This is a genomic window from Streptomyces sp. DSM 118878 (assembly GCF_052936595.1).
On record NZ_CP193622.1, the window covers coordinates 3,606,155 to 3,626,928 of the forward strand.

Annotated in this window: 16 protein-coding genes; 7 read left to right on the plus strand and 9 right to left on the minus strand. The window is 72.1% G+C overall.

What is annotated here, in order from left to right:
- Positions 1-40: 40 nt before the first annotated feature.
- The 4 genes from ACRAKF_RS15835 to ACRAKF_RS15850 are packed head-to-tail and all read right to left on the minus strand — an operon-like array spanning position 41 to position 4,903.
- Positions 41-1,153, minus strand: coding sequence for a hypothetical protein (locus ACRAKF_RS15835; protein ID WP_447037804.1), 1,113 nt, complete (start codon positions 1,151-1,153; stop codon positions 41-43).
- A gap of 38 nt (positions 1,154-1,191) precedes the next feature.
- Entirely contained in the window at positions 1,192-2,145 is a 954-nt protein-coding gene (locus ACRAKF_RS15840; RefSeq protein WP_447037805.1) for an N-acetylneuraminate synthase family protein, read from the minus strand.
- A 14-nt stretch (positions 2,146-2,159) separates the two neighbouring features.
- Positions 2,160-3,476 (minus strand): cytidylyltransferase domain-containing protein, encoded by a 1,317-nt coding sequence (locus ACRAKF_RS15845; RefSeq protein WP_447037807.1) that lies wholly within the window; start codon positions 3,474-3,476, stop codon positions 2,160-2,162.
- A 44-nt stretch (positions 3,477-3,520) separates the two neighbouring features.
- Positions 3,521-4,903 (minus strand): DUF6716 putative glycosyltransferase, encoded by a 1,383-nt coding sequence (locus ACRAKF_RS15850; RefSeq protein ID WP_447037808.1) that lies wholly within the window; start codon positions 4,901-4,903, stop codon positions 3,521-3,523.
- A 198-nt stretch (positions 4,904-5,101) separates the two neighbouring features.
- Between ACRAKF_RS15850 and ACRAKF_RS15855 the strand changes: the two genes are divergently transcribed.
- The 3 genes from ACRAKF_RS15855 to ACRAKF_RS15865 are packed head-to-tail and all read left to right on the plus strand — an operon-like array spanning position 5,102 to position 8,585.
- Positions 5,102-6,079 (plus strand): glycosyltransferase family 2 protein, encoded by a 978-nt coding sequence (locus ACRAKF_RS15855; protein ID WP_447037809.1) that lies wholly within the window; start codon positions 5,102-5,104, stop codon positions 6,077-6,079.
- Positions 6,079-7,434, plus strand: coding sequence for a polysialyltransferase family glycosyltransferase (locus ACRAKF_RS15860; RefSeq protein ID WP_447037811.1), 1,356 nt, complete (start codon positions 6,079-6,081; stop codon positions 7,432-7,434). Before ACRAKF_RS15855 ends, ACRAKF_RS15860 begins: the two co-directional genes overlap by 1 nt.
- A complete protein-coding gene (locus ACRAKF_RS15865) occupies positions 7,431-8,585 on the plus strand; it encodes an acyltransferase family protein (protein ID WP_447037813.1) in 1,155 nt (384 codons plus the stop codon). The genes ACRAKF_RS15860 and ACRAKF_RS15865 overlap by 4 nt, the downstream gene beginning before the upstream one ends.
- On the opposite strand, the gene ACRAKF_RS15870 is transcribed toward ACRAKF_RS15865, so the two are convergent.
- Entirely contained in the window at positions 8,582-9,226 is a 645-nt protein-coding gene (locus ACRAKF_RS15870; RefSeq protein WP_447037814.1) for a TetR/AcrR family transcriptional regulator C-terminal domain-containing protein, read from the minus strand. The genes ACRAKF_RS15865 and ACRAKF_RS15870 overlap by 4 nt on opposite strands.
- A 38-nt stretch (positions 9,227-9,264) precedes the next feature.
- Between ACRAKF_RS15870 and ACRAKF_RS15875 the strand changes: the two genes are divergently transcribed.
- Both ACRAKF_RS15875 and ACRAKF_RS15880 read left to right on the plus strand, forming a co-directional pair.
- Positions 9,265-10,761: an FAD-dependent monooxygenase gene (locus tag ACRAKF_RS15875; protein ID WP_447037815.1), complete on the plus strand. Its 1,497-nt coding sequence runs from the start codon at positions 9,265-9,267 to the stop codon at positions 10,759-10,761.
- A gap of 18 nt (positions 10,762-10,779) precedes the next feature.
- Complete coding sequence (locus ACRAKF_RS15880) at positions 10,780-11,247, plus strand: MarR family winged helix-turn-helix transcriptional regulator (protein ID WP_447037816.1); 468 nt, start codon at positions 10,780-10,782, stop codon at positions 11,245-11,247.
- Positions 11,248-11,292: 45 nt separating this feature from the next.
- Here ACRAKF_RS15880 and leuE read toward each other — a convergent pair whose 3' ends face one another.
- Both leuE and ACRAKF_RS15890 read right to left on the minus strand, forming a co-directional pair.
- Positions 11,293-11,946, minus strand: a complete 654-nt coding sequence (gene leuE / locus ACRAKF_RS15885) for a leucine efflux protein LeuE (protein WP_447037818.1) — start codon at positions 11,944-11,946, stop codon at positions 11,293-11,295.
- 87 nt (positions 11,947-12,033) lie between these two features.
- Complete coding sequence (locus ACRAKF_RS15890; protein WP_447037819.1) at positions 12,034-12,612, minus strand: Uma2 family endonuclease; 579 nt, start codon at positions 12,610-12,612, stop codon at positions 12,034-12,036.
- Positions 12,613-12,852: 240 nt separating this feature from the next.
- On the opposite strand from ACRAKF_RS15890, the gene ACRAKF_RS15895 reads away from it, so the two are divergent.
- Positions 12,853-13,803 (plus strand): L,D-transpeptidase family protein, encoded by a 951-nt coding sequence (locus ACRAKF_RS15895; RefSeq protein WP_447037820.1) that lies wholly within the window; start codon positions 12,853-12,855, stop codon positions 13,801-13,803.
- Positions 13,804-14,044: 241 nt separating this feature from the next.
- Here the strand turns inward: ACRAKF_RS15895 and ACRAKF_RS15900 are convergent, their stop codons facing one another.
- Positions 14,045-15,130 carry a hypothetical protein gene (locus ACRAKF_RS15900; protein WP_447037821.1) on the minus strand — a complete coding sequence of 362 codons (1,086 nt, stop codon included), beginning with the start codon at positions 15,128-15,130 and terminating at the stop codon, positions 14,045-14,047.
- Positions 15,130-15,795, minus strand: coding sequence for an RNA polymerase sigma factor (locus ACRAKF_RS15905; RefSeq protein WP_447037822.1), 666 nt, complete (start codon positions 15,793-15,795; stop codon positions 15,130-15,132). Before ACRAKF_RS15905 ends, ACRAKF_RS15900 begins: the two co-directional genes overlap by 1 nt.
- Positions 15,796-16,339: 544 nt before the next feature.
- Between ACRAKF_RS15905 and pglW the strand changes: the two genes are divergently transcribed.
- Positions 16,340-20,761: a BREX system serine/threonine kinase PglW gene (pglW, locus tag ACRAKF_RS15910; RefSeq protein ID WP_447037824.1), complete on the plus strand. Its 4,422-nt coding sequence runs from the start codon at positions 16,340-16,342 to the stop codon at positions 20,759-20,761.
- The last annotated feature ends 13 nt before the right edge of the window (positions 20,762-20,774 follow it).

Here is a 20,774-nt window from a genome sequence, read left to right on the forward strand (position 1 = left end):
CCGCTACGGCCAGTTACGGCTAGTTACGGCTGACTACGGCTCACCCGGTGGCCGTGATCACCGAGGTCAGCCGGTGGACGTCACGCGCCGTGCCCGTCACGCCCGACAGGAATCCCTGCGCCCGGGGCGACGCCGTGTCCGTGAGCCAGGACGGGTCGATGTCGCAGACCGCCACCTTGACCTCCGTGCCCGCGAGGGCGAGCGGCAGGGTGTGGACCACCGTCGAGGGGAAGCTGAGGACCGTGCGGCCGATGGGGCCGCGGCGGGCGATGAGTTCCAGGGGGAGGTCGGGGCGTACGACCTGGAGGCCCGTCTCGACCGCCAGCCGGTGGAGCTTCTCGGAGCTCTCGCGGCGGTGGGCGAAGTAGCGGGTCGCGCCATGTGAACGAGACAGAGCCCGGACCGCTTCCACGTAACGGTCCGGGTCGACCACGCCCGTCTCGACCAGGGACGTGCCGACCAGGTCGGCGCCGCGCGTGATGCGGGGCGGCCCGAAGCGTTCGCGGGTCCAGGCGAAGGTGTTGACGGAGATCGTCACGCCGTCCGGTGCCGAGTCGATCGGCATGGAGGAGAAGACCTCCACCTGCCGCGCGCCGCCCGGCGTGAGGCGGCGTCTCGCCGAGGCCGAGACCGGGGCGAACAGGAGGTCGCGGGGGCCCGGGCGGCCGCCCTTGCGGTGCCAGCGCACCAGGCGCTCGCCGCGGGCGAGCTGGGAGATGAACTCCATGGTGGCCGTGCCGTCGTCGACCACGACCAGGGAGCGGGCCCTGGTGATGGTGAGGAGAAGCTGTACGTAGCGGGAGAACGGGTCGCCGATGACGATCCGGCCGGCCCTGCGCAGCGCGCCCGCGAGGCCGCCGATGGTGTGGAAGGGAGCAGTCGCGCCGCCGCGCGCCTCCTCCCAGCGGACCTCGACGCCCTCGTCGCGGGCGAGCTGTGACATGCGGCGCAACTGACCCCGGGTCATGGGGTCGTTGGGCGAGAGGACGACGACGGTGAGGCCCCCGGCCGGTCCGGTCGCGGCCGCGGTGTGCGCCCACTCCAGGACGTTGAGCAGCTGGACGGGGCTCTCCACGAAGGCGAGTGTGGTGAGCGGGGGTGCTGCTGCCGCGGTGTCCGAGGAGTTCGCGGTGCGGCCGGCTCGGGGGCTCATCGTCGTATGTCCGTTTCCCGGTAAGGCGGGCCGGGCGCTCAGACCGCGACCGGCTCGGCGGCGGACGAGGACTCCGACTCGGCCACGACGCCCGCGACGCGGCGCAGCTTCTTCATCGGGCCGAGCTCCGACTCGTAGACCTTCTTGACGCCGTCACCGAGGGAGGCCTCGATGGTGCGGATGTCGCGGACGAGGCGCGTGAGGCCCTGGGGCTCCACCGACGCCGCCTGGTCCGAGCCCCACATGGCGCGGTCGAGGGTGATGTGGCGCTCGACGAACGTGGCGCCGAGGGCGACCGCGGCCAGCGTGGTCTGGAGGCCCGTCTCGTGGCCGGAGTAGCCGATCGGGACGTTGGGGTACTCGGCCTGGAGGGTGTTGATGACGCGGAGGTTGAGCTCCTCGGCCTGCGCCGGGTACGTCGACGTGGCGTGGCACATCAGGATGTTGTCGCTGCCGAGGACCTCGACCGCGTGGCGGATCTGCTTCGGGGTCGACATGCCGGTGGAGAGGATGACCGTGCGGCCCGTGGCGCGCAGGGCGCGGAGCAGCTCGTCGTCCGTGAGGGACGCGGAGGCGACCTTGTGGGCGGGCAGGTCGAACTTCTCCAGGAAGGCGACGGCCTCGGTGTCCCACGGGGAGGCGAACCAGTCGATGCCGCGCTTGGCGCAGTGCTCGCTGATGGCCTGGTACTCGGACTCGCCGAACTCCACGCGGTGGCGGTAGTCGATGTACGTCATGCGGCCCCAGGGGGTGTCGCGCTCGATGTCCCACTGGTCGCGCGGGGTGCAGATCTCCGGGGTGCGCTTCTGGAACTTCACCGCGTCGCAGCCGGCGTCGGCGGCCACGTCGATCAGCGCGAACGCGTTCTCCAGGTCACCGTTGTGGTTGATGCCGATCTCGCCGGTGATGTACACGGGCTGACCGGGACCGGCCGTCTTCGAACCGAACTGGCGCAGACGGGAGTTGGCGCCGATGGGGGTGATGTTGCTCATGGCAGGAACAGTCCTTAACTGTGGAGGGAATCGAGAGAGGGGCCGAGGATCCAGGTGGCGATCTCTCGGATCGCGCCTTCACCGCCGGGGGTGGTGGTGACCGCGCGGGCCGCGCCGCGTACGACGTCGTGGGCGCTGGCGACCGCCACCGGCCAGCCGACGAGGGCCAGGCAGGGGAGGTCGTTGACGTCGTTGCCGACGTAGAGCACGCGCTCGGGCGCGATGCCCTGTTCCTCGCACCACTGCTTCAGTGCGAGGTCTTTCCGGTCGATGCCGTGCAGCACGGGGAGCCGGAGCTTCCTGGCGCGTGCGGCGACGACCGGGTTCTGTTCCGTGGACAGGATCAGCAGCGGGATGCCCGCGTCACGCAGGGCGGCGATGCCGAGTCCGTCTCCGCGGTGCACGGAGACGTATTCGCGTCCTTCGGAGTCGATCAGCACCCTGTCGTCGGTCTGGGTGCCGTCGAAGTCGAGGATGACCGCGTCGATGTCGGCGGCGGTCGGGAGGGCGGCGGCGCTGTGCGGGCCGGCCGCGTCGAAGAGCGGGGCGAGCGCGCGGGCGCGGGCCAGGTCGTGCGGGTCGTCGACCTCCAGGACACGGGCGGGGTCGGTGCGGACCGGCTCGGTGTGTCCGAAGAAGCGGTGCTTGTGGGTACGGAAGCCCGCCGCGTCCATCGCGTAGGCCGCGCCGGTCTCCAGGAGGTCCTGGGGGCGGTCCTGGCGGCGCGGGCGGAAGGACTTGTCGTGGTTGACGCCGTAGCCGCCGCGGGTGCGGGTGGAGGAGGCGGCGAGGGTCGCGGTGCCGCCGGCGGTGTCGGTGCGCTGGGCGGGGACCTCGGTGCCCCCGGTGGCGTCGTCGGCCGCGTCACGCCAGATGAAGCCGTGGAAGGGCGCGACGGTGACGGCGGTGTCGGCGCCGTTCTCCACGACGGCCGCGGCCACCCCGTCGATGTCCTCGCGGGTCAGGAAGGGGCTGGTGCACTGCACGAGGAGGACGGCGTCCATGCGGGCGCCGTGCAGCGCCTCGTGGGCGTCCATGGCGTGCAGGACCGCGGCTTCGCTGGTGGCGGTGTCGCCGGCGATGGCGGCGGGGCGCAGGACGACCTCGGCTCCCGCGGTGCGGGCGGCCTCGGCGATGACGTGGTCGTCGGTGGAGACGACGACGTCGGTGACGAGCCGCGCGGCGAGGCACTCGCGGATGGCGCGGCCCACCAGGGGCACGCCGCCGACCGGGGCGAGGTTCTTGGCGGGTATGCCCTTGGAGCCACCGCGGGCGGGGATGACGGCGAGGACGCGGTGGTCCGGCGTGCTCGCTCGGCCGGGGTCGGGCATGGGGGCTCCTCGGTCGGAGTGGGGGATCTGGGCTCGTCCGGTGTTCACAGCTCGCCCATCCGTCGTATGACGGGGGCCACGCGCTGCACGCCGTGGCGGTAGGCGCCGCGGGCGGCACGGCGCACGATCTGCCGTACGGGGCCGGGGTCGCGGTCGGCCGCGGGGGCGCCCGGCAGCGGTGTGCCGTCGGGGCCGAGGTGGTGACGGGCCAGGATGGCGGGCAGGTAGCCGCGGGCGGTGGTGAGGCTGTAGTAGGGGTCGATGGGCGCGAGGCGGCCGGCGGCGGCTTCGCCGAGGAGGTCGGCGACGCGCTGCCGCGCCGAGTCGAACGCCCGCTCGTATGTCTCTCCCCCGGAGGGGGTGCCCCCAGCGGCGACGCCCTGCCGGGAGAGCCAGCGCTCGTCGGGCTCGGGCAGGTGCCCCGCGTCGAGCTGGTCGAAGGAGGCGAGGCAGCCGGACCCGGTGAAGTGGTGGTTGCCGAGCGCCTCGCGCACCCCGAGGTCGGTGAGGATCGCGGTGGGGATGCGCCGGTGCAGGGCTTCGAGGGCCGCGGTGGAGCTGACGGTGACCAGGAGGTCCGTGCGGTCCAGGACCTCCCCCATGTGTCCGTAGACGAGGCGGAGGTTGTCCGGCAGCCCGCCGTCCAGGCGCTGCGTCAGCTTCTGGTAGGGCAGTTCCTCGATGTGCGTGGTGTGTTCGCCGGGCTTGCTGCGCAGCTTGAGCAGGACCTCGCGCTCGGGGTGGCGCCGGGCGTGCTCGGCGAGGCGGCGCAGCAGGTAGGTGCGGTGCGCGGCGGTCTCCGGCACGGAGGGCTGGGCGGCGAAGACGACGGTGTAGGGGACGTCCTTGGCGCGGAGGTCGCTCTTCGCGTAGGGCGCGCCGCCGAGGAAGGGCAGTGCGGCCTCCGTGACCGACGAGGCGTCGGCGCCGACACCCTCGTACACGGCGCGGAAGCGTTCGGCGTCCTGGCGGGAGTTGGCGAGGACGATGTCCGCGCCGTGCCGCAGGAGGAGGCCGTCGGCGAGCTTCTCGTAGACGACGCCGACGTAGCCGGTGATGACGACGGGGCGCTTGGTGGGGGCGCCGGTGAGGCGGGCGTCGGCCGTGACGCGGGCGAGTCCGTGCAGCATCGCCTGGACCGCGCCGCCCACGAGGGCGAGGACGATCACATCGGGCGCGTCCCGTTCCATCTCCCGAAGGAACTCGACGGCGGTGACCTCGCGGAGGGAGTCCGCGCGGACACCGACCTCTTCGAGCTGCCGGGGGGTGGGGGTGGCCCGGCCTCGGAGCAGGAACCCACTGAGGCGGTGGCCGTCGGTCCGGTTCCCGGTGACGATGCGGTCCGCCGTGAGGGCGCCCCATTTCCATCGCGTGTCGGAATCGGCGAGCACGGCCACCCTGAGCGGGTTTCGGTTACTTGCTGGCACGTCACAGACGCTAGGAAGGCATTGCGATTCGCGGCCCAACTCAGGTGCAACAAACGGTTAACAGCACGCCGACGAATGGCGAATCGACCCCGGGAATGCCGGTGGGGCGATCCGGTTAACCATTCCGCCACGCGTCGTTCACCTTCCGGCCCACCACGGGTCGACACGAATGCCGGGCCGACACCTAACGTCACCCGCGTGGTTAAGCTCTCCGTCATCGTGCCGTTCTACAACGTGCAGCAATACGCGCCCGACACCTTGAAGAGTCTGCGTGCGAACGCGCGGGACGACTTCGAATTCATTCTCGTCGACGACTGTTCGCGCGACGAGACCCCGGACATCCTGGAGCGCGCCGAGCGCGAACTCCCCGGTGCCGTGCTGCTCAGACATGAGCAGAACGGCGGGCTCGCGACGGCCCGCAACACCGGGCTCGACGCGGCGCGGGGCGAGTACCTCACCTTCCTGGACGGTGACGACTGGCTCGCGCCCGGCTATTACGAGCGGCTCCTGGCCGCCATCGAGGGTCTGGGGTGCGATTTCATCCGGACCGATCATGTGCAGTGCACCGCCCGGGCCCGCACCGTGCACCGGGTGCCGCACGGCAGGCGCGGCGCCGTGATGAGCCCGCGGGAGGTGATCCTCCCCGCGGACCGCTCGACGTCCGTCGACTACGCGTACGCCTGGGCCGGCGTCTACCACCGGCGTCTCGCCGACAAGGGCCTGCTGCATTTCACCGACGGTCTGCGCACGGCGGAGGACCGGCCGTGGATCTGGCGGCTGCACCGGGAGGCCGAATCGTTCGCCGCGGTGAGCCTGCTCGGCGTGTTCTACCGGCGCGGGGTCGCCTCCTCGCTCACCCAGATCGGTGACGTGCGCCAGCTGGATTTCATCAAGGCATTCGACCAGGTGGTACGAGAAACCGCCGCGGACAGGGACGCGGCGGAACTGCTGCCGAAAGCCGTGCGCACCTACTGCGCGATCATCTCCCATCATTTGGGTTCCATCGAAAGGTTCGAGCCATCCGTGGCCCGCAAATTGAAGTCGATGAGTGCGGCCGCGCTGAAGCGGATGCCGCAGGACGTTCTTGAGCAGGCGCTCGACTCCATGGACGTCCAGCGGGCGACCCGGCTGCGCAGGCTGCGCCGCCGCCCGGTCTCCGCGGAGGTGGCCGCGTAATGCCGACGCAGATCTTCCTGGCGTCCACGCTGTACGGAGCGGCGACGCTCGCCGCGGCCCTGGACGCCGACCGCTTCGGCCCCGCCGACCGGCGCATCCTGCTGGTCAGCAACAACGCGGCGACCCCGGAGACGGCGACACCGCTCGACGCGATGCCCGGCTTCGAGCTGCTGCGCGGCCGCTTCGACGAGGTGCGGTCCTGGAACGAGGCCATCTTCCCGTTCCACCCCGGCGGCTGGTCGCCGCGCGGCGACGACGTGACGCTCTGGGAGCGCTACGTCCGCATGCTGTGGGAGCTCGGTGACGACGACATCGAGCTGGCCGTGGAGTCGATCCAGGTCAACCCGGCCCTCGCGCTGGCGCAGATCTTCACCGGCGCGCCCGTGGACGTCTACGCCGACGGCCTGATGAGCTACGGCCCCACCCGCAACAAGATCGACCCCTTGGTCGGCACCCGGGTGCGGCGCCTGCTCCACCTGGACCTGGTGCCGGGCCTCACGCCGCTGCTCCTCACCGAGTTCGGCGTCGAGCCGGAGATCGTGCCGACGGAAACGTTCCTGAAGGTCCTGGCCGAGCTGGGCGAACACGACGCGGACGCGGTGGAGCTGCCCGCGCTCGACGCACCGGCGCTCGTCCTTGGCCAGTACCTGTCCGCCCTCTCCATCCTCACCCCCGAGGAGGAGGAGGCGCTGCACGTCCGCATGGTGCGGGGGGCCGCCGAACTCGGCCACACCCAGGTGGTGTTCAAGCCCCACCCCACGGCCCCCGCCCGCTGGTCGCGCACCCTGGAGAAGGAGGCGCGGGCGATCGGCGTCGAGCTGACGGTGCTCGACAGCCCCGTACTCGCCGAGGTGCTCTACCAGCGGATGCGGCCCGCGCTCGTCATCGGCTGCTTCTCCACGGCCCTGCTCACGGCGTCCGCGCTCTACGGCCTGCCCGTCGCCCGCACCGGCACGGACCTCCTCCTGGAGCGCCTCGCGCCCTACCAGAACAGCAACCGCGTCCCGGTCACGATCGTCGACGCGCTGCTGCCGGAGCTCTCCGACCACGCGGCGGTCGGGGAGGCCCGCGCCGACATGGGCACGGGCGAGCTGACGGACCTCCTCAAGGCCGTCGGCTTCGCGATGCAGCCGCAGATCTACCCGGGGCTGCGGGCCGACGCCGAGCGCTATCTCTCGCGCAACCTCACCACCCGCACGTGGCGCTACTTCAAGCGGCGGCGCCTCACCGCGCTCGCCCTGCCGGGTGCGGTGCCCTCGCAGCTCGCGTTCATCCCGCGCAACGCGGCGGTGCGGCGGGTGGCCCGCCGGGCGCGTTCGGTGCAGCGCTCGCTCAAGCGGACCGCGCTCGGATGACCGCCCCCGCGTCCACGCTCCCGGAGTCACGCCCGGTAGCGGGCGACTCCCCCGGCATACCCCCGGCCGCCGCGGTGCCCGCGCGCGCGAAGCCACGGCTCCGCGCGCTCGACGGGCTGCGTCTGGTCGCCGCCCTCATGGTGGCGGCCTACCACTACGGCGGCCGTGACGGCGAGATATCAGAGGCCTGGGGCAGCTCGCCCAAGCTCCAGTTCCCCACCGCGTCCGAGTGGTTCGCGTACGGCTGCCTCGGCGTACAGATCTTCTTCGTGATCAGCGGCTTCGTCATCTGCATGAGCGGCTGGGGCAGGCCCCTGCGCTCGTTCTTCGCCTCCCGCGCGTCCCGGCTGCTGCCCTCCTACTGGGCGGCGATCCTGCTGGTCACGGCGGTCTTCGCGCTGCCCGTCGTCGCGTACGAGGCGGTCTCGCCCAGCGACGCGCTGGTGAACCTCACCATGCTCCAGCAGCCGCTGGGCGCGGACCGCGTGCTCGGGGTCTGCTGGACGCTCTGGGCCGAGCTGCGCTTCTACGCGCTGTTCGCGCTCTGCGTGGTCCTGCCGGGCGCGAGCCGCGCGCGGGTGGTGCTGTTCTGCGCGGTGTGGACCCTGGCCGCGGCACTCACGGAGGCCGCGGACCAGCCGCTGCTCGAACTGGTCCTCATGCCGGAGTACGCGCCCTTCTTCATCGGCGGCATCGGCATCTACCTCCTGCACCGCGACCGCCGCGACCTCACGGCGTGGGGCATCGTGGGCGTGAGCTGGCTGATCGGCCAGCACTACGCGGTCGACGGGCTGTGGCACGCGCCGAACCCGGACTTCTTCTCGTACCGGTCGTCGACGGTGATCATCGCGGTCGTGACGGCGGGCTTCGCCGCCGTGCTCCTGATCGCGCTCGGATACCTGGACCGCGTCAACTGGCGCTGGCTGACCGTCGCGGGCGCCCTCACGTACCCCTTCTACCTGGTGCACGAGCACCTGGGCTGGGTGACGGTGGAGGCGCTGCACCAGGGCGTCGGCCTGCCCTCGTACGCGACGCTCGGCCTGACGGTGACCGCGATGCTGGTCCTGGCGTGGCTCCTGAACCGTTACGTGGAGGAGTGGCTGACCCCGGCGATCCGCAAGGGGCTCCTGACGGCACGGAGCCGTCCCTAAGAGGACTCGGGAGCGGCCAGCGTCGCTCCGATGCCGGCGACGACGGCTGCCAGGCCCGCTTCGAAGCCGCGGTCGTGGGCGCGGAAGAGTTCCTCGCCCGCGGCCGCGGCGAGCGGGTACGCGGCGAGCCGTTCGGCGCGCGCCGCCAGGTCGCGGGTGGCCTCGCCGTCGTCGGGGCCCATGGCCTGCTCCTCGATGACGTGCCCGATGGTGAAGCTGTACGCGGTGGACCACGCGCGCGCCGCGGCCGAGGGCGTGAACCCCGCCTCGGTGAGCGTGCGGAGGCGGGCCTCCATCGGGGCCGCGTGGGACAGGTCCGTGAAGCGGGTGCCGCTGTAGACCCTGGCGCCGTCTCGGTAGCGCAGCAGGTGCTCGCGCAGCCCCCGCATCGAGTCGGCGAGCGCCGTGCGCCAGTCGGGGTCGGGCGCGGCCATGAAGTCGGCGTTCATGTGGCGCATCATCTCGGTCGCCATCTCGTCGAGCAGCGCCTGCTTGTCCTTGAAGTGCCAGTACAGGGCGGGCGCCTTGACGTCCAGCTCCTTGGCGATCGCGCGCAGGGTGAGCCCTTCGAGCCCGTTCCTGTTCAGCAGCTCGAGCGCGGTGCGGGCGACTTTGGTCCGGTCGAGTCGTGTCGTGGCCACCTTGACAATTTAACACCGATAAGCGCACCCTCTGAGCCATGACACTACTTAACAGCGTTAAGGCAGCGGCGGCCCTGACCGCCGACGTACTCGTCGTGGGCGCCGGGCCGACCGGCCTGGCCCTCGCCTGCGACCTCACGCGGCACGGCGTGCGCGCCCTGGTCGTCGAACGGTCGGGGCCGCCGTCCCCCGCCCTCCCCGGCTCCCGCGGCAAGGGCGTCCAGCCGCGCACCATGGAGGTCCTCGACGACCTCGGCGTGATCGACGCGTTCCTCGCGGTGGGCGGGGACGTCCCGGTCGGGATGGTCTGGCGGAACGGCGAGCGGCAGGGCGAGCACCGCATGTCCGACATCCCCGCGGTGACGCCCACCGCCCCCTACACCGGCCGGGTCGTCCCCCAGTGGCTCACGCAGCAACTGCTGCTCGCCCGGCTGCGGGAGCTCGGCGGTGACGTCACCTTCGGCACGGCCGTGACGGAGCTGACGCAGGACGCGGACGGGGTCACCGCCGCGCTGTCGACGGGCGGCACGGTCCGCGCGGCGTACGCGGTGGCGGCGGACGGCGGCCGCTCCGCCCTGCGGCAGGCGCTCGGCATCACCATGACGGGCGAGACGGTCGACCCGAAGCCGGTCCTGGTGGCCGACGTGTGCGTGCCCGCGCTGGACCGCGACAACTGGCACATGTTCCCGCCCGCCGACGAGGGCGGCCTGTTCGCGGCGCTCTGCCCGCTGCCGGGCACGGACGTCTTCCAGCTCGCCGCCCAGCTCCCCGACGGGGCGACGACGGCCACCGACACGTCACTCGACGGCGTACGCGCCGCTGTCGCCGCCCGCACCCATCTTGCCCCCGAGGACGTGACCGAGGTGCGCTGGGTCTCCGCCTTCCGGCCGCGCGCGGCGCTCGCGGACCGCTTCCGCGAGGGACGCGTCTTCCTGGCCGGGGACGCGGCGCACGTCCACTCCCCCGCGGGCGGGCAGGGCCTGAACACGAGCATCCAGGACGCGTACAACCTCGGCTGGAAGCTCGGCGCGGTCCTGCGGCACGGCGCGCCAAAGGCCCTGCTCGACACCTACGAGGAGGAGCGGCTGCCCAACGCCGCCCAGATGCTGGGCCTGTCCACCCGCATCCACCGCGGCGAGGCCCAGCGGGGAGCCGCCACCCGGCAGCTCGGCATCGGCTACCGCGACTCGTCCCTCGCGGTGGACGCCCGCGAAGGGCTCCCGGAGGAGGCGCTGCGGGCGGGCGACCGCGCGCCGGACGGGCCGTACGGCTCAGGGACGCTGTTCGACGCGTTCCGGGGGCCGCACTTCACGCTCCTCGCGGTGGACGTGGACGGGGAGCTTCCGCGACCGGCCGGCGGCGACCTGGTCCACGTACACCGACTGCCCGCTTACGAGCCGTACGGCAGGGGCTTCTTCCTGGTCCGTCCTGACGGGTACGTGGGCTGGGCGGGCGAGGACGCCAAGGGCCTGCGGGAGTACGTGGGGGCGTGGCTCGGCGCCCTGCTTCCACCCCTTGACCTGAAGTCGGCTTGAGGTCCTACGTTCGTCCCCATGACGACCTTCACGTACTCCCACTCCGACACCGACCTCGTCAAGCAGCCCATCGGCTACTGGAGTTCGGCCGCGGGCTCCGCCGTGGTGCACCACATCCGCACCATGCTGGCCGAGATGGGCCTCACCCAGCCGCAGTGGTGGATCCTGAACCAGCTCACCGACGCGCCGGAGGGCCGTGCCCGCGAGGAGGTGGTGACGGTCCTGCGGGGCTACCTCGACACCGGCGACGGCGCCCTGCTGCATGACATCAGCGCCCTGCACGACCGCGGCCTGATCACCGAGGACGCGGCGGGCCGCGTCGCGCTCACCGAGGAGGGGCGCGCGCTGTGGGCCCGCACGGCCGAGCGTCAGGCGGGGGTGCGCGCGGAGATCCACGAGGGCATCACGGACGAGGAGTACACGCGCACCCTCAAGGTCCTTCAGCGCATGATCCACAACGTGGGCGGCACGGCCTGGCACCACTGAACTCCACTGCCGGGACCGACCACTGAACTCCACTGCCGGGGCCGCTCAGACACTGCTGAGCGACAGCTTCACCGCGAACCCGAGGAACAGCGCCCCCGCCGCCGACGTGGCCCCCGCCGAGAGCCGCTTGCGGCGGCGGAAGGCCGCGGCGAGGCGGGTGCCGCTGAAGATCAGGGCGGTGAGGTAGAGGAAGCTGGCGGCCTGCGCGAAGGCGCCGAGCACGACGAAGGAGAGGGCGGGATAGGCGTACCCCGGATCGACGAACTGCACGAAGAAGGCGATGAAGAAGAGGATGGCCTTCGGGTTGAGCAGACTGATCACCAGGGCCCTGCGGAACGGCCGCTCGGCGGCCTGCTCACTGCCGGCCGCCTCCGCACCCGCCGCGCGCTCGTGCCGCGACCGCCACATCGCGACGGCGGCCCGCAGCATCCCGAACGCCAGCCAGGTCAGATAACCGGCGCCCGCGTACTTCACGATCCCGAAGAGCACGGCGTTGGCCTGAAGCAGCGAGGCCACACCGGCGGCGGAGAGCGTCATCAACACGGTGTCACCGCACCAGACGCCGGCGGCGGCGGTATAGCCGGTGCGTATGCCTCTCCGCGCGGCGACGGAGAGCACGTACAGCGAGTTCGGCCCCGGCAGCAGAACGATGAGGACGAGGCCCGCGAGATAGGTCGGAAGATCGGTGACACCCAGCATGGCGGGAGTCTCGCACGACCGAACACCGCGGGGCGCGGGACGTCCGGACGGCGGACAGGGAGCCGCCTGCCGCTACGGGTCGGCCCCTCAGTCGCCGTCCAGGAGCGTGTCCACGGAGAGGTCGAGGCGCACACCGACGCAGGGCGGGACCTCGAAGCTCTCGCCCCGCCCGTAGCGCGAGCACGTCACGTACTCGCCCTTCTTGGGGCTCTCGTGGACCAGCACCTCGCCGTGCTTGCGGTCGGCGACGACATAGACGGGGACGCCCGCCTGCGCGTAGCTCTCGACCTTCTGGCCGAGGTCGTCGGACCAGTTCGACGACGTCACTTCGAGTACGAGACGGAAGACGTTCGGGGCGTAGCAGCTCTTCCGGACCAGAGCGTCCCGGAAATCCTCGTCGACGACGGAGAAGTCGGGGATGGCGAAGTCGTCGGGCAGATTGGGGAGCCAGAGGCCGATACCTTGGACGTATTCAAGCCCGGCCTCCTCCAGCCCGGCCCGGTCGAATGCCCTGCCCAGCTTCGTCAGCGACAGCGCATGCGAGCCGTCCGGCGGTGGTGTCACAGTGAGCCTCCCTTGGAGAATCTCCACGCGGTGCCCAGGCATTGCACGGGAGAGCAGGTCGGCGGCTTCGCCCAACGTCAGCTCGTGTTGCATTACAGCCACGGCATCCTCCTTTTCGGGGCTCACTCTTCACGAGAATAACCGGCTGCGCGCTTCTTCTCCCCATGGTCACCCGAACGGGTATATCCGCAGGTCAAGCGCGCCTCTCGGCTCGGCGCCCGCTCGGCTCCCGCCCGGCTCGCGCGGGATGCCTTCAGCTCGCGCCCGCTGTGTGGAAGCGTCACCCCCGGCAGAGCGGGAAACACTTCCAGAGGTAGTTGTCCGGTGATCCGGGGGGGCGTGATGGGCGAGGGAACGGTCGGTAGGGGTGCGGTCGGCAGGGCTGCGGCTGCCGTGGCGGTGTTGGCGCTGGTCGGGGGCTGCAAGGCGGTGGCCGTCGATACGGAAGGCGGAGGGACGGAGGGTGCGCGGCCGGGGGCGACGGCGTCCGGGGACGGGAAGCCCGGCGGCGGGAAGCCCGGGGCGACGGCGCCCGGGGAGAGGGAGCACGAGGCCGCGGCATCCGGGGAGAGGGGGCCCGAGGCCGCGGCGGCCAGGGAGAGGCAGCCCGAGGCGGCGGCGGCCGCTCCCGAGACTTCGGCGCCCCGGGTCACGCCCGCCCCCAGGACCCTCATGGCACCGGGCGCCCAGGGCAAACAGGTACGGGAGCTCCAGGCCAGGCTGCGGCAGATCGCCTGGTTCCACACCCACCCCTCGGAGAACTACGGCCCGGTCACGGCCGCGGCGGTCAGGGGGTTCCAGGCCAAGCGCGGGCTGCCCGTCACCGGCAGGACGGACACCGTCACCTGGCAGCGGCTGCTCGCGATGACGCGGGAGCCGACGCGGCAGGAGCTGTACTCGGGCGGCGGCATGCCGGCCGCGAAGCCGGACCCGCGGTGCATGACGGGCCGTGTCCTGTGCCTCGCCAAGAGCAGCCGCACGCTGACGTGGATGGTCGACGGCAAGGTCATGTCCACGATGGACGTCCGCTTCGGCTCCCAGTACACGCCGACGCGCGAGGGCACCTTCGAGGTCTACTGGAAGTCCCGCCACCACGTCTCGACGCTCTACGACACGGCCATGCCGTACGCGATGTTCTTCAGCGGCGGCCAGGCGGTGCACTACTCGGCGGACTTCGCGGCCAGGGGCTACGCCGGCGGCTCGCACGGCTGCGTGAACATCCGCGACAAGGGCAAGATCGCGAGGCTCTTCGCCCAGGTGCGGAACGGGGACCGGGTCGTCGTCTACAAGTGAGACAAGCAAGCGTCTACGAGTGAGACGAGCCGGCGTCTCCAAGTGAGACGAGAAGGTGGGACAAGAAAGCGGCGTGGGCGGGATCGGGGGAACGTATCCCGCCCACGCCAATGGCACGGAGCCGAAGGTACGGGGGGAACCCCCGGCTCGTGCGCGGGCCGATGACCAGTCGGCTCACTTCTTACTGCGCCAGCCGTTCAGAAAACGTCACACCTGGTCCGGAGCCGTTCCGGCGCCGGGGCTACGCCGTGTGTGCGGGGGCCGGGGAGCTGTGGCTCGCCGCGGGTGTCACCGGTGAGCTCGGTGGAGGCGGGGCGGGGAGGTGGCCCGTGTCGCCGCCGGAGCCGCCCTCCGCGCCGCCGTCCCCGCCCGGCGCCTGGTCGCTGTCGCCGTCGCCGTCCTCGCCGCGGCCTTCCCCGCCGCCATCGCCACCATCACCGCTGCCGCCGCCCTGCTGACCGCCGGTCGGCTGGCCGCCGCCCTGGTGGCCGCCTGCGAGTATCCGGCCGCAGAACTCCTCGATGCGGGCCGACCCCTTGGCGAACTCCTCCAGGCGGCGGCGCTTCTCGCCCCGGAGCCCGCCGCTGCGGTAGTCGCGGCAGGCGATGACGACCTTGCGGTACCAGTCCTTGGTGCTGTCGGTGGGCGGCGGCTTCGCCTCGCCGCCGCCGGGGCGCCGCGTCGGCTTGGTGGTGGGCGCGCCGCCGGCCTCCGCCTCCGGGGTCCGCGCCGTCTCCGGCTCGCGCGTGGTCTCGTCGCCCTCCGGCGCCGCGCTGCCGTCCGGGGTCGCGCCCTCGGAGGGCTCGCCCGCGTCCTCCGACGGGGACGCCTCCACCGCCTCCGGACTGGCGACGGGCGATGCCGAAGCGGCGGGACCCGGCTCGTGGTGCTGCCCGAACGGCGAGGGCAGCACACCCGTACCCGCGGCCACGGCGACGCCGCCGATCATGCAGCCCGCGAGCGCCGCGGCCAGCCCGAGGCGCACCGGCCGGCCCCAGCGGCTCGGTCTTGGCCGGCCGGTGGCACGTCCGAGCCGTACGGTCTCGGCGGCGGCGGTCTCATGGGCGGCCGTCGCGAAGGGAGCGCGCGCCCCGGCCTTCGCGGAATCCGCGTGGGCGGCACGGAAGGCGGCCAGCGCGGCGGCCTCACCCGGAAGTTCCGCCTCCGCGGGAGCGTTTCCACGGTCGTCGGCCGCCAGCGCGCCGAGCGCCTGTGCGAGCCGGTCGGCCTGCACGCGTGCGTGAGGGTCGACGTCGTCGAGGGGCTCCCCGCGCAGCAAACGCTCCGCCGCGTCGCGGTCCAGCCACTTCTCCTGCTCGTCGGCCATCACATGTCCTTCTGCGTCCGCGCACGCGTTTGCGTCACACAGACGGATGTCGCCGTGCGTCCGCGCGGCTCTCTCTGCGGGGGTACGGCGCCCAGTGCGCCGTCGGGTTCCGCGGGGTCCGCGCCGAGCAGTTCGGCGAGCCGCTTGAGACCGCGGTGGGCCGCCGTACGGACGGCTCCGGGGCGCTTGCCGAGGGTCAGGGCCGCGCTCTTGGCGTCGAGTCCCATGACGACCCTGAGCACCACGGCCTCCGCCTGGTCCTGCGGCAGCTTCGCTATCAGCGCCATGGCCTCGCCGGTGGCGAGGGACTCCATCGCCTCGTCCGCGGTGTCCGCGTCGGCGGGCTTGCCGGCCAGTTCGGTCTCGTCGCCGCCTATCGCCGGGCGGCGGCCCCGCATGCGTATGTGGTCGAGGGCGCGGTTACGGGCGATGCGGGCGGCCCAGCCCCGGAAACGGTCCGCGTCCCCGCTGAACCTTTCCAGGTCCCGCGCGATCTGCAGCCAGGCCTCGGAGGCCACGTCCTCGGCGTCCGGGTCTCCCACCAGCGTGCGTACGTATCCCAACAGCCGCGGGTGCACAGCGCGGTACACAGTCCGGAACGCGGTCTCGTCCCCGTCCTGTGCCGCAAACACCGCGGCGGTCAGCTCCGCGTCGTCCCCCAGCACTTTCAATCCTGCCCACTCGGAGGTGTGCGCCCGGCCCCGGCGCGAGCAGCACGCTACGGGTTCGCCGGGGGCCACGTCCATGTTTGTACAACGTGCAACTAGCGGGTGTCACATCGCGTTGCCCCGCGGTGTGACACAAAACGCACGCGCGGCGCTGAAGGTAGTACGGACCGTTCGCGGTCCGCACCGTGTGCCGGCCGGGGCCTCTCCTGTGGGGGGTGGCGGCCCCGGCCGGTCATCGCGGGCACGCGCTTCTACGGTGCCCCGGCGCTGGGGGTTTTCTCGCCTCGGAGTGGTGCTCCCGGCCCGCGCCTCGCTTCCGGCTTCGCCGGTGGTCACGTGACCCCCCACCCAGCCTTCCTCGCCTCCGTGTGCCTCACAAGACAGCTCACACTCCCCCACCACCTTGCCCGGCTTGCCTCCAGGCACCACGCTCCGGCCTCCGTCGACGAGCCGGCCCGCAACCGCGGACGCCCGCGAGCCCTCCCCACGACGTCGCTAGGCTTACCCCGCTACGACTATGCCCATAACCGGAGGACTCCCCGTGACGCCGACCGCTGCGAAGCCCGGTCCTTCCGCGCGGCGTGAGCACTGGTTCCAGCCACGCCGGTCCGGTTTCCGGTGGGAGCAGGAGGGCCTGGAGCACGTACGACAGCTGATGCCGAACGCCGAGCCGTACCGGGCGTGGGCGACGTTCCGGTTCACCGGTGTCACGGGCCGGGTCAACGAGTGCGATCTACTGATCGCCGTACCCGGCGGCATCTACCTGCTGGAACTCAAGGGGCATCCGGGCCGGGTGGTGAACCACGGGGACACCTGGCAGTTCCACGGTGACCGGGTACGGACGTTGCGCAACCCCCTGCACCTCACCGACCTCAAGGCCAAGGAGCTGAAGGCACAGCTCCAACGTGCCGCGCGCGCGGCGGGAGTCCCTGAGGCGAAAATCCCCTTCATCAAGCCGGCGGTCTTCCTGCACGACCCCGACCTGGTGAGCGAACTGGACGAGTTCCAGCGCGCGTCGGTCTACGGGCGCAATGGCGGAGCCAGCGGTCTCCCGGGTATCTGGGACGGTCTGCTCGGACTACCGCCGGAGCGGGAGAGCTGGCGCGTCACACCGCAGGACAGCCAGCGGCTCGAAATGCTGATGAAGCGCATCGGCGTCAGCCACTCCACCAGCCATCTGCGCTTCGGGGACGACTGGCGTCTCGAACCGCGCGCGCTGGACGCGGGCCCCGGCTGGGAGGACAGGGTCGCCGTACGCGACGACAACCTGGTCAAGGAGAGCGGCAGGGTCCGGATCTATCTGTCGGGACAGGCCGCTTCGGCGGAGCAGCGCGGCCGGGTGGACCGGGCGGCTCTGCGCGAGTACCAGGTACTGCAGGGCATCAACCACCGCGGCATCGTCCAGGCCGTCCAGATCCGCGAGCACCAGGGCGGCCCGGCGATCCTCTTCCGGCACCGGGAGTCGGACTTGCGGCTCGACGCCTATCTGGATGCGTACGGCGACCGGCTCGCGCCCGCCGTACGCCTGGATCTGGTGCGCCAGCTCGCCGAAGCCGTCCGCTACGCCCACAACCGATCGCTGTACCACCGGGCGCTGTCGGCGCGCTCGGTGTACGTCTCCGTGGGCGAGGACGGCGCCGAACCGGTGCTGCGGATCGCCGATTGGCAGACCGCCGCCAGGGACTTCGACACCACCTCGCACCTCAGCCTCGGGCAAACACCGCTGGATACGGGGCTCGTCGCCGACATCGCCCAGGTGTACCTCGCCCCGGAGACCGGCAGCGAGTTCGCCGACCCGGTGGACCTCGACGTCTTCGGCATCGGGGCGCTCTCCTATCTGCTGCTGACCGGCATGCCGCCGGCCGATGTCCGGGGCGCCTTGGTGGACCGGCTCGCCGCGGACGGCGGGCTCCATCCGTACGCGGTGTCCGACAGCGTCTCCGCGGCGCTGGACGACCTGGTCTTCCGAGCCACCGCCTCCGACGTGCAGAACAGGCTGTCGTCCGCCGAGGAGTATCTGGCGCTGCTCGACGCCGCGGAGGCGGGCGATGCCGCGGCCCGGCGCGGGGCCATCGAGGTCGCGGACCCGCTCACGGCCAAGGCAGGGTCCCGCCTCGACACCGAGTGGGAGGTGGTACGGGTTCTGGGCACCGGTGCGACGGCCCGCGCTCTGCTGGTGCGCCGTGTCGAGGACGGGGTGCCGGACCCGGCGTCTCCACGGGTCTTCAAGGTGGCGCTCGACCGGGAGAAGGACGCGCGGCTCTTCGCGGAAGCGGAGGCCCTGCGCGAGGTGGGCGGCAACCGCATCGTGAAGGTGCTCGCCGCCCCTCGTGAACTGGGTGGGCACACCGCCCTGGAGATCGAATACGCGGGCGGGTTCCGGTCGGAGGACGACCGCGAGCCGGTCAGCCTCGGGTCGCGGTTGCGCGGCGAGGGCCGACTGGGATACGCCCAGCTGGAGCGGTTCGGCAACGATCTCTTCGAGGCCCTGGACAGTCTGGCCGCCCGCGGGGTGCGCCACCGCGACATCAAGCCGGACAACCTGGGCCTGTTCAAGCGCAGTGACGGCTCCTGGCAACTGATGCTGTTCGACTTCTCCCTGGCCGACGCCCCCGACCAGGACCTCCATGCGGGTACCCGCGGCTACCTCGATCCCTTCCTGGGCGGCAGTCGCCGCGCCCGCTACGACGACCACGCGGAGTGGTACGCGGCGGCGGTGACACTGCACGAGATGGCCTCGGGTGAGCGGCCGGTGTGGGGTGACGGCCAGGGAGATCCGCTGACCGTCCCCAAGGCGGAGCTCTACGTCGCCCGTGAGTTGTTCGAACCAGCGCTGGCGGAGGGGCTGACCGACTTCTTCGCACGGGCCCTGCACCGTGACGTCGAGCAGCGCTTCGACAGCCTCCGTCAGATGCAGGATGCCTGGCGCCAGGTCTTCCGTCGCGCGGACTCGACCCGGCCGCCCACCACGCCCGCCACGGTCGACGCTCAGGCGACGGACGTCGAGGACGCACGCGAGCAGGCTGCCGCTGCCGCGGATCTGAAGACCCCCCTGCACGCCGCCGGGCTGTCACCGCGGGCGGTGTCCGTGGCAGCCGGCCTCGGAGCCGAGACGGTGGGCCAGCTCCTGGACGTCCCGCCGCACTCGATCTCACGCGCGCGGGGCGCGGGCAACGTGATCCGCAAGGAGTTGAACCGGCGCCACCGCCAGTGGACCCAGCAGCTCCGCAAGCGTGCCACGGTGAAGCAGCCCGTACAGGTGCCGTCCGATGCGCCCGTCGAGGCAGTGGAGTCCGTCGAGACACTCGCCGCCCGGCTGGTCCCGACGAACCTTCGCACCCGTCCCCGACGCGACATCGTCCTCGCAACCTTGGGTCTGCCGGGTGTCGAGCGGGCCGGTGAGCTGCCGCCGTGGCCCGCCCAGTCGGCGATCGCCACGGCCCTCGGTGTCAGCCAGCCGACCGTCTCGGGAAATGTGACCGCCGCGATCGAGCAGTGGACGGCGTTCACCTGGCTGGAGAGGATCCGGGACGAGCTGGTGACCGTACTGTCCGAGCAGGGCAGGGTCATGACGGCGCAGGAACTCGCCACCGAACTGCGGGTACGGCACACACCGCACGACGAGGACGGTACGGACGACCGTGCGGACCTCCAGACGCGGGCCCTGGCCGTGGTACGGGCCGCCGCCGAGATCGAGTCGCGTCGCGACGATGCCGCCGCCGCGGGAGACGGCGACGCGGTCGACGCCTCCCGGTTCGCCGTGCTACGCCGCGGCAACACGGTGCTGCTGGCGTTGGTGGACCTGCCGGGCAGCGACGACCCCACCCCGGTGGAACTGGCCGAGTACGCGACTCTGCTCGGCCGGGCCGCCGAGGACGTGGCAGCCCGAGATCCGCTGCCCGGAGGCGGCACCGTGCTGCGCGAGCTGCGCGCGGTGCCTGCGCCGGAGGGGATGGCACCGCTGGCCGACACCCGTCTGCTGACCCTGGCCTCCGCGATGGCGGGCCGTGTCGGCGTCACTCCGCGCTTCGAGCTGTTCCCCCTGGACCTGGGCCTGGACCGTGCACTGAGGATTTCGCAGGCCGCGGCCGGGGTGCGTAACGGCATCGGGATCAGCGCCGACGACCTGCTGAGCCGGGTGAGGTCCCGCTTTCCCGGCCTCACCGCGCTCGCCAACGTCACGTACGTGGAGTGGGAGGAGGCACTGGCCGAGGCGAACTTCCCGCTGGAGTACGACCGGGACAGACGGCGTTTCTTCCCGCCCGAGCGGGACGCGGAGCAGAGCCGTCCGGCCTTCACCGGCTCGGTGCTGACGAGCACCGGCGCGCTGTACGACGCCGCTCAGGGCCAGCTGGCGGAGGGCCGCGACCCACGCCGGGTGACCGAGGCGAAACTTCAGGACGCGCTGCGCCGTGGAGGGTTCCTCGCCCTGACCGTCCGGGGCCTTCAGCTGCCCGGCACAGCGCAGCGTTTGGCCACCCGGTTCGATGTGGTGCCCGTCGACGTGGACGAGCTGTTCCTTGCCGCACTGCGTGCGCTGGCCGACGAGCAGCAGGTGCGGTGGCAGGCCCTGCTCAAGGCGGACGCCAAGTTCACCGCCACCGGCCGGATCGGGTCCGCGCTTGCTTCCTATACGCGGCTCGCCGCCGAGCGCGTCGCCGCCCGCTGCACAACACTCGCCGAGCAGGCGGGCCCTCGCACGGTGCTCCTCGCCCACCGGGCCTCCCTGGTGGCCCGGTACTGGGAGGTGGGTGGCCGCGAGATGCTGGTGACCTTGCAGGAAGCGGCCCGCCGCCCGGCCGCCGTACCGCACGGCCTGTGGCTGCTGACTCCCATGGATGATCCGCAGGCAACCCCGGCGCTGGACGGCCGGACGGTGGACGTGGTGGACCGGGCGAGCGAGTGGGTGGTCCTGGAAGGCTTGTTCATGAAGGAGTTGGAGGGACTCCTGCAAGCGGGGTAACTGCTGACGCCGG

What these genes read in the sequence shown, in the direction of transcription:
- ACRAKF_RS15835 (WP_447037804.1), bottom strand. Translation starts at nt 1,153, where the DNA reads ATGAGCCCCCGAGCCGGCCGCACCGCGAACTCCTCGGACACCGCGGCA.
- ACRAKF_RS15840 (WP_447037805.1), bottom strand. Translation starts at nt 2,145, where the DNA reads ATGAGCAACATCACCCCCATCGGCGCCAACTCCCGTCTGCGCCAGTTC.
- ACRAKF_RS15845 (WP_447037807.1), bottom strand. Translation starts at nt 3,476, where the DNA reads ATGCCCGACCCCGGCCGAGCGAGCACGCCGGACCACCGCGTCCTCGCC.
- ACRAKF_RS15860 (WP_447037811.1), top strand. Translation starts at nt 6,079, where the DNA reads ATGCCGACGCAGATCTTCCTGGCGTCCACGCTGTACGGAGCGGCGACG.
- ACRAKF_RS15865 (WP_447037813.1), top strand. Translation starts at nt 7,431, where the DNA reads ATGACCGCCCCCGCGTCCACGCTCCCGGAGTCACGCCCGGTAGCGGGC.
- ACRAKF_RS15875 (WP_447037815.1), top strand. Translation starts at nt 9,265, where the DNA reads ATGACACTACTTAACAGCGTTAAGGCAGCGGCGGCCCTGACCGCCGAC.
- ACRAKF_RS15880 (WP_447037816.1), top strand. Translation starts at nt 10,780, where the DNA reads ATGACGACCTTCACGTACTCCCACTCCGACACCGACCTCGTCAAGCAG.
- leuE (WP_447037818.1), bottom strand. Translation starts at nt 11,946, where the DNA reads ATGCTGGGTGTCACCGATCTTCCGACCTATCTCGCGGGCCTCGTCCTC.
- ACRAKF_RS15895 (WP_447037820.1), top strand. Translation starts at nt 12,853, where the DNA reads ATGGGCGAGGGAACGGTCGGTAGGGGTGCGGTCGGCAGGGCTGCGGCT.
- ACRAKF_RS15900 (WP_447037821.1), bottom strand. Translation starts at nt 15,130, where the DNA reads ATGGCCGACGAGCAGGAGAAGTGGCTGGACCGCGACGCGGCGGAGCGT.